6 protein-coding genes are annotated in these 15145 nt (G+C 38.4%); 1 reads left to right on the top strand and 5 read right to left on the bottom strand.

The genetic code is table 11. The features are described from left to right. Positions 1-361 precede the first annotated feature (361 nt). The 5 genes from V7K40_RS22495 to V7K40_RS22475 all read right to left on the bottom strand — a co-directional run bounded on the left by V7K40_RS22495 (position 362) and on the right by V7K40_RS22475 (position 7344). Complete coding sequence (locus V7K40_RS22495; RefSeq protein WP_334963618.1) at positions 362-1555, bottom strand: glycosyltransferase family 4 protein; 1194 nt, start codon at positions 1553-1555, stop codon at positions 362-364. Between the two features lie 164 nt (positions 1556-1719). Beyond that, positions 1720-2778 carry a glycosyltransferase family 4 protein gene (locus V7K40_RS22490; protein WP_334963616.1) on the bottom strand — a complete coding sequence of 353 codons (1059 nt, stop codon included), beginning with the start codon at positions 2776-2778 and terminating at the stop codon, positions 1720-1722. Between the two features lie 173 nt (positions 2779-2951). Next, positions 2952-4178: an O-antigen ligase family protein gene (locus V7K40_RS22485; RefSeq protein WP_334963614.1), complete on the bottom strand. Its 1227-nt coding sequence runs from the start codon at positions 4176-4178 to the stop codon at positions 2952-2954. A 145-nt stretch (positions 4179-4323) separates the two neighbouring features. After that, positions 4324-5421, bottom strand: coding sequence for a glycosyltransferase family 4 protein (locus V7K40_RS22480; protein ID WP_334963612.1), 1098 nt, complete (start codon positions 5419-5421; stop codon positions 4324-4326). Positions 5422-5901: 480 nt separating this feature from the next. Beyond that, positions 5902-7344: a sugar transferase gene (locus tag V7K40_RS22475; protein WP_334963610.1), complete on the bottom strand. Its 1443-nt coding sequence runs from the start codon at positions 7342-7344 to the stop codon at positions 5902-5904. 1717 nt (positions 7345-9061) lie between these two features. Here V7K40_RS22475 and V7K40_RS22470 point away from each other — a divergent pair. After that, positions 9062-14974, top strand: coding sequence for an amino acid adenylation domain-containing protein (locus V7K40_RS22470; RefSeq protein WP_334963608.1), 5913 nt, complete (start codon positions 9062-9064; stop codon positions 14972-14974). Positions 14975-15145 lie beyond the last annotated feature (171 nt).

Below are 15145 nucleotides of genomic sequence, written 5' to 3'. Positions count from 1 at the left end.
TGATGCCATAGTGTTGATACCATGCTAATCAGCAAAAAACTTGGGAAATTCTGGATTTGAGGTGAGTTAAAGGTGTCGTAACTCTCTGCCGCACCATAAATCAACCCTTTAGCGCCACTACATTCATTTAAAATTTTTTTGCCATTAGCCATTATTATTAAAATTTATTTTTCCATTATCAAAGGCTTGATTTGTTTCCTCGTAGATTATATGGCTCTACCCCTTGTCAAATCACCCATACTGTCCAAAGTTACTCAGCCCAGGAAAAAACTCACCGTTTAGTCAGTTTGCGATTTTTGACGATAAATATCTACCATTACTCAGCCTCACTTAATAGTGATTCCTAAATTTAAAGTAAGTATTAGCTTTGCCAAATTTTATCATAAGCTTCTAACAGTTTCGGAGCTTGATATTGCCACTCAAGGATCTTCTCCATTCTGCGTCGCCCCTCCGCTCCTATCTTTTCTCTACGTTCAGGAGAATCTAGAAGCTCTAGAATTTTCTCGGCAAATTCCACCTCATTATTAGGCTTGGCATAAAGAGATGCTTCCTGTGCAGAACGTCTTCCCTCTCGCAAATCAAACTGGACAATTGCTTTTCCCATTGCCATGTATTCGAGGATTTTATTCATGGTACAGTTTTCGTTATAAGCAGATGTTGGAGAAGGTTCTACACACACGTCACAACTAGAAAGCCGCTCTAAAAGTTCCTCCCCTTGCTTAAACCCTGTAAATTCTACAAACTCACTCACTTCTAGCTCTTTAGATAAGACTTTAAGTTTTTCGGCTGCTGGTCCACTACCAATTAACATAAAGTGAATATCTTGGCGATTTTTTTTGCGGACAATGTAATAGACCATTCTTAAGAGATAATCAATTCCCTCTGGTTCACCCATGACACCCATGTACCCTATCAAGTAGTTCTTACCTCTACGGTAATTGAGATTTGGGGACATTCGGCAAAAACGGGAAAGGTCGGGTGCACTACGAACTACAAAGATTTTCTCTGATTTTTTGTGCCCTCGGGTAAGAGCTACCTCTCGGTGCGATTCGTTCGTTGAAATTACTATATCTGCTGTGGCATAGGTCAAGCGTTCAGCCCAGCGTAATCCATGATAAAAAATATCCCGCCGTTGATACTTAGCTTCATACATCTCCGGACTGAGGTCATGATGATCGAAGATAACCCATGTGCCATAAAATAATTTAAACCATCCTGCTACTAAAAAAAGTAAATCCGGCGGATTACAAATATGGATCACATCAAAACCACGCTCTTGCCATACCCGTTGAGCTAGACGGAATTGCCAATTAATTGCCCAACTATACTCTCGAAGATACCCAATGACAGAACTTTCTTCTGGTGGTAGAGGATGACGGTAGACGTGAATCTGCTCGATAACCTCGTAGTCTTTTTCAAAACCATTACCTGTGGGTGAAATTACACTAACTTCATACCCAGCTTTTTGCAAAGTAGTTGCTTCCATCCATACCCGCCGATCAAAGGGAACTGGCAGATTTTCAACGATAATTAGTACTTTTTTAGGTAATGCCATAATCTCAATTCTTAATGAGTTTTGTAAAAGACTGACTTGTCAATTCTAAAATCTGCCTTTTTTGGGGAAATTTTAGTCATACCTGGGGAAACTGGACTCAATAACCTGCATATCTGCATCCTCATAGCTTTCAGTCTTGCAATTGCTAGCTGTTTACACTCACATTATTGATCATTTGAATTTAATAGTGAACGATATAAATCAAGAAAAGAAACCCAGTGATTTTTGATATCAAGAGCCAAAACACTTGTTCTCGCTTTAGAACCTAGAGAAAGCCTCAAACCCTCATTTCCAATTAAAGACTTCATAGCATCTGATAACTGATCAACATTACCTGAATTAACAATTAATCCATTTTCAGATTGAGTAACTATTTCAGGTATGCCTCCTACTGGTGTAACTATGACTGGTAACTCCCAAGCCATTGCTTCCAGCATTGCTAATGGAAGACCTTCGTTGTAAGAGGGCAACACAAAAACATCTGCTTTAGTTAAAAGAATATCACGTTCATCTGACCCTATCCAGCCAGGCAATTGTATATAATTTTCTAGACTTAAAGTCGTAACTAAATTACGTGCTTGTTCTATATCTCCATCTCCTGCCATAATCATACTTGATCTTGCTTTATATTCAGTAGGCAAAAAAGAAAAAGCTTTGATCAAATCAAATGCTCCTTTCCGTTGACCGATTCGTCCTAAAAAAAGTAAGTTCACTTTTTTAGAAACTGAACGGTCTGGAACTTCAGCAGGAATTTTTACTGGATTGTAAAAAACTACAACTTGTTCAGGTTTCAGGCCAAGTTTTTCTATGTAGAAGCTTTTCCAGCTTTCAGATAATACAATTAAGCGTTGACACTTGCCAAATATCCAACTTAGTAATTTCTGAATCCATTTTGCAAGTCCAGCGTAGAAAAGATGAAATTGACTACCATGAGCATGTAAAATTATCGGTTTGTGAAATCCCCCAGCTAAAAGTATCATAATTGCTTGTCGGAAAACACTGCCGCGCTGTGAAATTTGAATTTGAACAATATCAACTTCTTCCTTTATTAACATCCATAAAAATTTCCATATGGCTTTCAAAAAAACCATAACTTTGAGTGTTATAGATCCTTCCTCATGAGTAATAATATGACATATTTTGACTTCAGAAGGAGCATACGCCAAAAAAAGTTTCTCGTAACCGGAAATACCACCCTGCTGGAGTAAACTAGGACCTAGCATGATAATCTTGAGAGTATTACTTAGACACATAAGCTGTAATTTTTTAATTATTTGGTCTATCTTTGATTAATGTATCAACGAAAGAATCACAAATTATCATTTGATTAATTTTCCCAGATTCAAAGCGCTGCCAATCCCTTTCCTAAAACGTGGAAAGTCTATTGATTCTATTTTTACAAATTTGCGCGTGTAGAAAGTTTGTTTGATAATATCGCTGATACATAAAGTATCCATTGCACACTATTTTGCTCTAAGAATGTAGTTTCAGCAAGATTTGAAAGAATAATAACAGTAAAATAGACTAAGAGCCATAAACTTTCAGATGTTTTATTCCACCGGATTAAATATATTGCTTTTAATAAATTAATAACGAACCCAATTAAAAAAACCGAGAATCCTAATAGACCCAACTCTAACCAGAGATCCAGAAAACCATTGTGAGCATTAGGAGCATTCCATTGTATCGTTTGTTGAACAATAGTAGACTCACTATTATTCTCTATCCAGAATGCTCCATAGCCATATCCTAGTAACGGTTTTTTCGCAATCATTTCCAACACAGCAGACCATATTTCTGAACGTCCAGTAAGTGTTGTGTCCTTACCTACTGAACCTAAAATTGTATCCGCTTCTGATATAAACCAGGTATAAAAAGCTATGGCAATGGTTGATATGAAGGTCAAAATAGGTATCATCACTTTATACTTTAAATGTAAAATTCGATAATATATAACAACAGCTGCTGTAATGATTATAAAATTAACTATAGATGTTGTTGATTTTGAGAAGAATATAAGTACTCCAGAAGTAACATACCCAAGCCATGAAACCCAGCGATTTTCTTGATTAGTCATAGCTTGGAAGAAAAATATTGCTGCACTCAACACAAATGTCTCACCAAGAACATTCTTACTTGGGTATATTCCTCGCCAACCAGCTCCATCAATATCGTTTCCAAGACCATATTGTGGTAGAAATATAACAAATAAGAAGCACATTACTGCTGAGAAGCCAAACATGTATGCACATAACTTCAGTTGCTCGTTTAAGGTGTAGCGTGAAGCTAAATAAAGTCCAAAGATAGTTGTTGCTACCAGAGCAAAAACGCGACGTCCAGTAGTGTCTGGATCTAAAGACCAAAAACTAGAAAGTGCACAAACTCCAATCAATGCCCAAATAAACTTATCTCTGCTAAAAACGTAAGTAACCTTCTTCCAGCGTAAAGCAATTAACGAAAGGCTAACTATATATGTAAAAGTAAAAAAGAATCGAAATATAGTTCTATCAGTGTCTTTTACGGTAAAGCCATCCGTCAGAAGAGGGATTAGCGGAGTTCCTGAGTAGATCATCAAGCAAGTTACTGTAAGTATTTGTTCGGCAGAAATTAAAAATTTCCTCATTTTTTATGATTATGTATACATATAGAAAACAGATTAAGCAAGTCAGGGATTCATGGTTGGTAGTCTAAGTTTATTTTGAGAAATACTTTATTTATTAGATTTGTAATTATTATTTTCGTTAAATGCTCTAATGAGTACAGTTGTATTAATGTGTCATTTTTATAGTTTTTTGATAAACTTCCACAGTTTGACCAGCAATATTTGACCAATTTAAATCTTCTTGAGAGCGAGCTAGTGCCGCTGTTTGCATACCTTGTTGCAAGTCGCGATTCTTTAGCAAACAAATGATAGCATCAGCTAAAGCTGAAACGTCACGGGGTGGAACTAATAACCCATCTTTTTTATGTTGAACTATCTCACTCAATCCCCCCACTTCAGAAGCTACAACCAGCGTTCCCATTCCATAAGACAAAGCTGCCACACCACTTTGAGACGCTTCGATATATGGCAGAACTGTTGCCGTGCTGCGTTTAAATAGATTACCTACTTCTTCAAGAGGGATAAAGTCATTGATAATCTTGTAGCGTTTCTCATCATAACCATTAGGGAAATATTGCCTTATGTTTTCTCCCTTTCCAGCAATAATTAGCTTGACTTCAGGTATACATTCAGCAATTAAGGGCATAGCTTCAAGCAAATATTTCAATCCTTTATAGGGCAAGATACGTCCAAAAAATAGCAAGGTACATGGCTCACGGGCTTGAATATTTTGACTACTTCGACGCTGATACAAACTACCAAGTTCCCCATGAGGTAAAACATTGACTCGCTCTTGAGGTATACGAAATTGCTCAATTAGAATTTTTTTTAGTTGATTAGTATGGACAATCAATTGTTGGGAACGGTAGAAGCCAATACGTCTGGTATACTCGGAACCAAATGCAGTGCTGTTATCCCCTGGGTGACGGAATATATCGTGGATGGTTGTCACCAATGGTGGCATTTTGTTGAGTAACAAAGTCCAATCGTACCAAGGATCGTTAGTTTCTTGCACATGTAAAACATCTGGCTGTATGTTTTTGATGATATGCATCATAGTGCCCATAGACAATAGGTTGCGCGGGTCGCGAATCCGTGGTTTTTTAAAGCTAACGACGTGGATATTGGAATCAAGAACCTTACTACAGACATCTGAAATTTTTTCTGGATGAATTAGCGTTAAATCAACATATTTAACCAAACTGTTTGCTAATTCTATGGTGTAGTCTTCAAAGCCAAAATGTAATAGAGCAACCTTAATCATAATTAAAATTATATTTTCATTTAAATTATTTATTTAATCAACAAATTTGGATGTATTATTAGCAGGATTTTTTATTAAAAGTTTTACCTACAAAAAATGAAAACCACCAAACGCACGAATACCTAGATAACTCACAAATAAACCATAGGCATAAATTGCAAAAATTAGAGTGAACATAAAATCTAAGCTAAATTTTTTGCAATAAGACAAATACAAATAGCATTAAAATGCTTATCATTAAGGCTCGGATCATAATTCGCCATAAGTTTAATGAAAATAGGCGAGTATAGGTGAAATAAATAAATTGGCTAAAACCAAGAATAGTCATTAATAATACCATTAAGGCTGCACAAATTAACTTATATTGGGAAACTAATACAACGCCTCCCAAGCTTCCCAATTACGTTATAACTTGACTTGTTCAAATATATAGTTAGAAGTTTTTCTAGCCATTCTATACATACCTGGCTTTATTTTTTCTTAGTAAGCACCTTCTTTTTTCAAAACTACCATAACTGTTTTGAGCAGAATTTCAAAGTCTAACCCAAGCGACCAATTTTCAATGTAGTTAAGATCAAGATTAATCACTTGTTCAAAATCTAAAATATCAGAGCGACCTGAGACTTGCCAAAGACCTGTAATACCAGGTAAAACTTCATGTCGGATAAAATGATGTTCAGAAAACTTATCAACATCTCTAGTAGGTAAAGGGCGAGGTCCTACTATACTCATTTCTCCAAAGATAACATTAAAAAGTTGAGGTAATTCGTCTAAGCTGTAACGACGAAGAAATTTTCCAACACGGGTAATGCGAGGATCGTCTTTAATCTTAAAGATAATCCCATCTTTCGCTTCATTTAATGCTTCTAATTCTTTCTGTAATTTTTCCGCATCAGACCTCATAGTTCTGAATTTCCATACTTTAAACTGTTGCCCATGTAAACCTATACGGGTTTGCCTGTAAAATATTGTGCCGGGAGAGTCCAGTTTGATAGCTATAGCTATAGCTATATAAATAGGGAATGATAACATTACAAATAAAGCCGCGAAGCAAAAATCACAACTGCGCTTTATCCAAAAATCTTTACCTGTAATTATTGGACAATCCAAGCTGAGACAAGGCATTCCTCCTATTCTATTAAATTCTACATTTTTATAAATCGGTTTTAATTCCATTGGCAAAATATGCACTTGGATGCCAGATGCTTGAAATAACCAGCATAAAAACATTCTGTTTTTTAGAGCATCCCAAGATATAAAAACTTCTGTTACAGCTAATTGATTAAGTTGATTCAAGGTTTGCTGACGTTGATATCTGTCTAATGAATTAGCATTCGCCGTTCCAGATACGATGTAATGTTTTTCTTTTTTTATAAAACTAGCAATCTGTTCATGATCTTGAGGATCACAAATAATGAATACAGAAGAACGAACTATTTTTTTCTGCTTACGCAGATATTCAAGAGTAAGATTTACAGCATATCTACCAGTACAAATAAATAATATACTTAGCACCCAAGATAATAAAATTAATCTTGGACGTGTAATATCAACAACTGGTTTATACAAAGAACAAACAAGAAGTATTAATCCATGAGCAAAAGTTAGTGATTTGATGATATTGAAATAGTCATAGCGGTTTTGACCTTCTCGATAAATACCTTGGACAGCTAGTGATCCTATTTGAATCCCAATAGTTATTAAAATCGGTAAATAATGACTCGGTATATACCTAGTAAAATGCCCATAAGAAGATTGATATCCAGCTAAAACCCAAGCTAAAGATAAAAGAGTATAGTCTACTAAAAACAATGTTATTAATCTCAACCACCACGAACCCTTTCGTACCCGGACAAATGCAGATGCACGTAAATCCAAAGGCACTTCACTGAATTTATTTGTTGTAATGCTTTGATTACTCATAGTTAGGAACACTTAATGTAGTTATTTGATGGAAATTTATATAAGACAAGTAGGGTATTTCACATTTTTATTTCAAAGAAACTATGACTTTGTAGTCTACTATTAACCATTTTGTTTGGAGTCACTTTAAGTTCTTAAGCAAAAGCATTTTCCAGGGTCGGTTTGAGTGCGGTTACTACCCAGATATTTAGCTTTTGTTGCAGGGTAAAATCCAATTTAGTCTGGAAATTTTGAGCTTTGATGCCAAAAATTTCTTGGGGAGTTAACTTAATAGTTTAATAAAATTCCTAACCTTAATAATTAAGTAGGTCAGGTATAAATATTAGGATTTTTAAGGTGCGTAATAGTTGAACTGAATTACTACAGTTCCATTGCAGAGTTGCACTTCTATAATAATGATAATTCCTTCCTAAATTACTGTAGCATGTTTAGCTAGACTAATTTAGCCTTGCTTAGAAGTTCTCTGTTTATTTACGCATAATTACTGATTAACAAAACTTACACACATAACTTATAACAAAATGCATCAAAAATTTGATTATTGTTACAAAAATTTACATACTGGTGATTGTGGTTATTGGGTCAGTCTCATGGGCATTTCTAGACAATTGGTCACAGATTCATGAAAATAAATTCTAATAACTGGAAATAATATCAACAAGGCTTCATCTTTGTAAGTCTTGCCATATCTGGTTTATAGACATTTTTTACTCCTGACAGAGAGCCAATTTTTTTGTGCCTGTAACATTGCATTTTGGACCGTTCTAATCTTGAACTATCAAAAATTGAGGGATTGGGCATGGTGGCATTACCATAAAAAATTAACATTGGATTTGCTTACTGCAAGTCTTGGCTTGTAGCCAAACGGCTTGAATGGGTGTTCGCTGCAAGAAAAAACTGAAGATTTTATTTGTATCTTACGTCACATTGATATATATGTTAAGTCCATGTGCAAAATTTTAGCTTCATATATGCTTTATCTATAGTGACATGAAACCCACCTGATGAGGGTTTCACTGAGTCGGCATAAGTAGGAAAGCACAAATTAAAGATAACTATCTAAAGAAAGATGAACCAGGCTAAAACCCTCTTTTTCCAGCCTTCTGCATTATTCCAATGACAACTTTTTACACCAACCTACTTATATTATTTAAGCGAATCATAATTATAGCTTTACATTATTTTTACATATAAAGAAACATAATGAAGATTCGGTAATAATTATTTTTTCATTTAGCAAATTGTTATAAAAAACGATAAAGTCTTTTCAGTGTTGTATTTAGTCTATCTAAGTACGTAAAAAAATATTTGCCAAAGAAAGGTAAAGTCGCAAATCAAATGCTTTTGTATGACTGGATCTTAACAATGCAATAGTGCATTTTTTAATTTTAATTTGACTTAAAAGTTTTAGTTAGAAAGTAACGAATAAAAATATGGGAATTATTATGTTAAGTGGAAATCGATTAGCTAGAGCTTTAAATACTAATTATTTTTGAAAATGCGTATAGGTCTGCGTTCAGCTTTGCCATTGCAATTCACGCAGCGTCCCACTCTTAAAGCAAGGTAGGCTTTGGTTGTATAAATTTAGACTTTTATCTTGAAAGCGTTAATATGCAGCATTACTTACATATAATAAATAATTTGCTATAAACACACCATACATAGTAATAAATAAATTAAAAAAATGCTATTTCCTGATGGAGTTGATATATAGAAAATGCAGATAAATAGCCAGACTTCAGAATATAAGCAAAATATTCCGTTAGATACCTTAAGTCAGATCATTGGCACTCAAGTTTTACAGGAATGGAATGAAACCCAAGCACTTCATCATCACGATCTGTGCATCCATCAAATGTTTGAGATGCAAGTAGAGCGATCGCCCCAAGCCATTGCTGTAGTATTTGAAAATACACAACTTACTTATCGGCAGTTAAACCACCGAGCCAATCAACTAGCGCACCACCTACGTGCTTTAGGGGTTGGGTCTGAAGTACTTGTAGGCATTTGCCTAGAGCGCTCCTTGGAAATGATTCTAGGACTTCTGGCAATTCTGAAAGCTGGAGGTGCTTATGTACCTTTAGATCCTGCATATCCCTCAGAGCGTTTAGCCTTCATTTTGGAAGACACCCAGACACCAGTATTGTTAACCCAAGAAAAATTTGTCAATAATTTACCACCGCATGAAGCACAAGTAATTTGTCTAGACTCAAACTGGCAAGGGAATATCCGAAACAGTCAAGAAAATCCTCTAAATGAGACAACGGCTGATAATCTTATCTACGTAATCTACACATCAGGATCTACAGGACAGCCTAAGGGTGTAATGATCCCTCATCGGGGGATTTGCAATCAACTGTACTGGAAGCAAACAACTTTTGGATTAACTCAGGCTGACAAAGTTTTACTGACTATTTCTTTTAGCTTCGACCCCTCAGTGTGGCAGATATTCTGGCCATTGTGCTTCGGAGGGCAATTGATCATAGCTCGACCTGGTGGACATCAAGATACTGCCTACCTTGTGAAGGTGATTACTGAGCAGCAAATCACAGTCCTGGCCTTAGTCCCTTCTATACTCCGTGTCTTATTGGAAGAGAAGGGAATTGAGAATTGCCGATTCATCAAGCACATTACCTGCGGTGGTGAAGCTTTACCTGGTGAACTCATAGAACGCTTTTTTGCTCAACTGAATTTGGACAATGTTCTCCATAATTGCTATGGTCCGACAGAAGCTTCCATTGATACCACTTTCTGGACTTGCCAGCGCGGCACTAATTACGCCATTGCTCCCATTGGTCGCCCGATTACTAATGCAGAGATTCACATCCTCGATGAAAATTTGCAGCCTGTGCCTTTTGGAGAATCAGGTGAACTACACATTGGCGGTATTGGTTTAGCGCAAGGCTATTTTAACCGTCCAGAATTGACCATAGACAAGTTCATTTTCGACCCTTTTAGTTCTAAAAGAGGGGCACGTCTTTACAAAACTGGGGATTTAGCACGTTATTTGAGCGATGGTAACATCGAGTTCCTTGGTCGTATTGACCACCAAGTGAAAATACGTGGCTTCCGAATTGAATTGGGAGAAATTGAAGCCATATTAGGTCAACATCCGGCACTGACACAGACTCTAGTCATAGCTAGAGAGGATGTTCCTGGTGACAAGCAACTCGTGGCATATGTTGTTGCCAGTCCAGAGCAAATCCCTAGCCAGTCTGAATTGCGTCGCTTTTTGGAAACTCGGCTACCTGAATACATGGTGCCTAGTTTTTTTGTATTTTTGGACACCCTACCATTAAATCCCAACGGTAAAATAGACCGCCGCGCCTTGCCTGCACCGGATACATTTCCTCTTAGGCTCTCAACTAACTTTGTTCCACCTGAGAATTCGACAGAACAAGTTTTAGCTACAATCTGGGCGAAAGTTTTGCGTCTGGAACAAGTAGGCATCCACGACAATTTTTTTGAATTGGGAGGTCATTCACTGCTGGCTACTCAAGTCATGTCTCGAGTTCGCCAAGCCTTTCGGATAGAAATACCGTTGCAACTCTTATTTAAGAATCCAACGATCGCTACTTTAGCTCAAGCGTTGGCCCAAAATGAGAGTCAAGAAAATGATCCCCAAAATCAAACTATTCCCCAAATAGCCAACCGAGAGTCAGCCCCTTTATCCTTTGCCCAGCAGCGAGTGTGGTTTTTGCAGCAGTTGCAACCCAACAGCCGAGCATATATCCTCTCGAATGCACAGCGCTTAACGGGCAAGTTAAATGCGCGTGTTTTGCAACAGTCATTAGATGCGATCATTGTCCATCACGAGACACTACGAACAAACTTTATTACATCACTTGATGGTAGCCCCATACAAGTAATTGGCACGCCTCGGCCAGTGGAATTCAAAATAATTAAGGTAGCACCGGAGCAAGTGGAATGTCTCCTAAATCAAGAGGCGCAACGCCCCTTCAACTTAGAATCTGACTTGATGCTCAGAGCTACTTTGCTCCAAATAGATGAACAGGAGCATATACTCTTATTGGTCATGCACCACATCGCCTCAGATGGTTGGTCAATAGGCATTATCGAGCAGCAGTTAGCAGACGTTTATCAAGCCTTTTTGAGCGGTAAGCCTTCCCCCCTGCCAAAATTGCCTATTCAGTATGCAGATTTTGCTGTGTGGCAGCACCAATGGCTATCAGGTGAAATACTCTCCAACCAAATTAATTATTGGAAAACTCAGTTAGCAGGTGCTAATACTGTATTAGAATTACCAACCGACCGACCACGGCCACCAGTCCAAACTTACCAGGGAGCAGTGCAATCCCTGATGTTACCCCAGAAGCTGAGTGCATCTCTAAAAGAACTCTCGCATCAGCAGGGTGTCACCCTATTCATGACATTGCTGGCGGCTTTTGGGATAGTATTGCACCGCTACACTGGGCAAGAAGACATTCTCATCGGTTCTCCCATTGCTGGTCGCAACCAAGTTGAAACCGAAGGGTTGATTGGGTTCTTTGTCAATACCCTAGCTATACGCACTAACCTTTCAGGTAACCCAAGTTTCCAACAGTTACTTAGTCAAGTTCGAGAAGTAACACTAAAAGCTTATGCCCACCAAGACCTGCCCTTCGAGAAGCTAGTAGAAGAACTACAGCCAGAACGAGATTTGAGCCACTCGCCGTTGTTTCAGGTAATGTTTGCCTTCCACAATACCCCAAGCGAACTCTGGGAACTTCCGGGATTGACCATTACCCCTCTAGAAGTCCATAACGATACCTCAAAGTTCGAGCTTACCTTCGATATTAAAGAAACTCCAGAGGGGATCAAAGGTGGAATTGAATACAACACAGACTTATTCGATGCTACAACGATCGCTCGAATGCTAGGGCATTTCCAAACTTTACTTGAAGGTATCGTCGCCAACCCAGAACAGCATATTTCAAATTTACCTCTGTTAACAGCAGCCCAACAGCATCAGCTACTAATAGAGTGGAATAATACCCAAACTGATTACCCCAAAAATACCTGCATCCATCAGTTATTTGAAGCTCAAACCGAAAGAACTCCCAACGCCATTGCTGTAATCTTTGAGAACCAGCAACTAACTTACCAGCAACTCAATCACCGTGCTAATCAGCTAGCGCATTACCTGATATCACTGGGGGTCAAACCAGAGATGCTGGTGGGGATTTGTGTGGAGCGATCGCTAAATCTAATAGTTGGAATTTTAGGTATCCTGAAAGCAGGTGCAGCCTATGTACCCCTAGACCCGGCCTATCCCCAAGAGCGCTTGGCGTTCATGTTGCAAGACTCGCAAATTTCCATTTTATTAACCCAGCAACATTTATTAAAAACTCTTCCATCCCACCAAGCCCAAGTTATCTTTTTAGATAGCGACAGGGATTGCATTGCCGCACATCAGCAAAATTCGCCACAAAGCTACATTGATCCCGATAATTTAATTTACACAATTTATACTTCTGGCTCCACAGGAAAACCCAAAGGTGTACAAATTACCCATCGCAGCGTCCTCAACTTCCTCACGGGGATGCAACAGCACCTACAATTAACCAACCTTGATAGTCTGTTGTCAGTTACTTCCCTATCTTTTGATATTGCGGTTTTAGAAATTTTTCTTCCCCTAACACTAGGAGCCAAGGTAATTTTAGTCAGTCGGAAAGTTACTGCCGACGGTTTACAGTTATTACAACAACTTAATAACTCTGCTGCAACTGTTATGCAAGCCACTCCTGTGACTTGGCAAATCTTACTAGAAGCGGGATGGAAAGGAAATGCCCAACTGAAAATTCTCTGTGGTGGTGAAGCCTTACCTGAAAATTTAGCTACCCACTTACGTCAAAGAGGTGCTGAAGTTTGGAACTTATACGGACCGACAGAAACAACTGTTTGGTCTACAATTCATCGAATTGAGCAGGAAGAAGCTTTTGTGAGCATTGGCCGTCCTATAGCCAACACCCAGATTTACATTTTAGATAAATATTTGCAACCCGTCCCTGTGGGTGTTGCAGGACAACTATATATTGGTGGTGCAGGGTTATCACGGGGTTATTTCCATCAGCCTAAATTAACAACAGAAAAATTTATTCCTAATCCATTCAGTTGCGACTTTGAAAGCCGTCTTTACAAAACAGGTGACTTAGCCCGTTACCTAAGTGATGGTAATATCGAATATCTTGGTCGCCTCGATAATCAAGTAAAAATTCGTGGTTTCCGCATCGAACTTGGAGAAATTGAAGCTTTATTAGCACAACACCCCAATATACAGCAAACTGTCGTCACAGCTAGAGTTGATAATCCAGAAAACCAGCGACTAGTCGCCTACATCGTTCCTCACCCAGAACAGACACCAACCACAGACGAACTGCGCCATTTCCTCAAACAGAAACTGCCAGAATATATGGTGCCTAGTGCTTTCGTTTTACTAGACACCTTACCCCTAACCCCTAACGGCAAAATCGACCGCCGCGCTTTACCAGCACCAGACTCAACAAGGCTTGATTCAGAAAACACCTATCTGGCTCCCCGTGATGAATTAGAATTCCAACTGACCAAAATTTGGGAACAAGTTCTGGGCATTGAGCCTATCGGTGTCAGGGACAACTTCTTTGAGCTAGGAGGACACTCCATATTAGCAGTAAAACTGTTTTGGCAAATTGAAAAGACATTTAGTAAAAATCTGCCTCTTGCGATTCTGTTCCAGTCAGGTACTGTAGAGGCTCTAGCCAAAATAATTTGCCAAGAAGAAGATATAGCAATAAATTTGGCTTTAGTAAATACCTTAGACGAATCAAAATCTAGTTGGTCATCTCTCTTAGAAATTCAACCCAATGGTTCAAAACCACCTTTTTTCTGTATTCACGGACTGGGTGGAGAAGTCTTGTGTTTCCGTGAATTGGCGCTGCATCTGGGATCAGATCAACCATTCTACGCACTACAGCCACAAGGGCTAGATGGAAAACAGCCTTTGCATACGCGGATTGAAGACATGGCAACTCACTACATTCAAGAAATCCAGACCCTTCAGCCCAATGGCCCTTATTTTCTGGGAGGTTATTCTTTTGGGGGTATAGTTGCTTTCGAGATGGCTCGGCAACTCCAAGAGCAAGGCGAACAAGTTGGTATTCTAGTTATGGTTGATAGTTGTCGTCCAGGTTATAGCTGGCGGGCATCATTTCTCAAGCGAGTTTTTTTGCATTTAAATAATATTGTTCAACAAGGACCTACCTACCTTTGGCAAATGGCTGTGAGATGGAATTATTGGCGTAAGCGCCGTCTCCAAAATAGATATAACCGTTACTTGCAAGAAATAGTTGATTTACCTGAAACTGACAAGCACTTAAAAATTATAGATGCTAACACTCAAGCCATCAGTGAATATATCTTTTCACCTTACCTTGGTCAAGCTATTCTCTTGCGAACAGAGGATCAAAGTCGGGACGAAGCTATAGGCACAGAATACGATCCTCAATTCGGCTGGGGCGACGTAGTTGCTGGAGAATTAGATGTCCATTACGTTCCCGGATCTCACCATGGCCTACTTAATGAGCCGCAAGTACAGGTGTTAGCCGAAACATTGAGAAATTGCTTAATCCAAGCGCAGTCTCTAAAGAATTAATTTGACAATCTGCTACCTTCGCAAAAGAAGTCAACCGTCCGATAAACAATTCATAATTACTTGTTGATTCCTGGAAAAGTTGCTCAGTCTATAGGAGTAATTTTAACGGTGATTAGAACACTCGCTCAAATCCCGTGGAAAATCTCCTGCCTAGTCCTGATACCATTTCTT

It is taken from the genome of Nostoc sp. (assembly GCF_036917195.1).
Lineage (GTDB): Bacteria > Cyanobacteriota > Cyanobacteriia > Cyanobacteriales > Nostocaceae > Nostoc.
This window is presented reverse-complemented; position numbering and strand designations above follow the sequence as displayed.

Excerpts from the sequence above, each read along its gene's own strand:
- V7K40_RS22495 (WP_334963618.1), bottom strand. The coding sequence starts at position 1,555 with ATGGCATTACCTAAAAAAGTACTAATTATCGTTGAAAATCTGCCAGTT.
- V7K40_RS22470 (WP_334963608.1), top strand. The coding sequence starts at position 9,062 with ATGCAGATAAATAGCCAGACTTCAGAATATAAGCAAAATATTCCGTTA.
- V7K40_RS22480 (WP_334963612.1), bottom strand. The coding sequence starts at position 5,421 with ATGATTAAGGTTGCTCTATTACATTTTGGCTTTGAAGACTACACCATA.
- V7K40_RS22490 (WP_334963616.1), bottom strand. The coding sequence starts at position 2,778 with ATGCTAGGTCCTAGTTTACTCCAGCAGGGTGGTATTTCCGGTTACGAG.
- V7K40_RS22485 (WP_334963614.1), bottom strand. The coding sequence starts at position 4,178 with ATGAGGAAATTTTTAATTTCTGCCGAACAAATACTTACAGTAACTTGC.
- V7K40_RS22475 (WP_334963610.1), bottom strand. The coding sequence starts at position 7,344 with ATGAGTAATCAAAGCATTACAACAAATAAATTCAGTGAAGTGCCTTTG.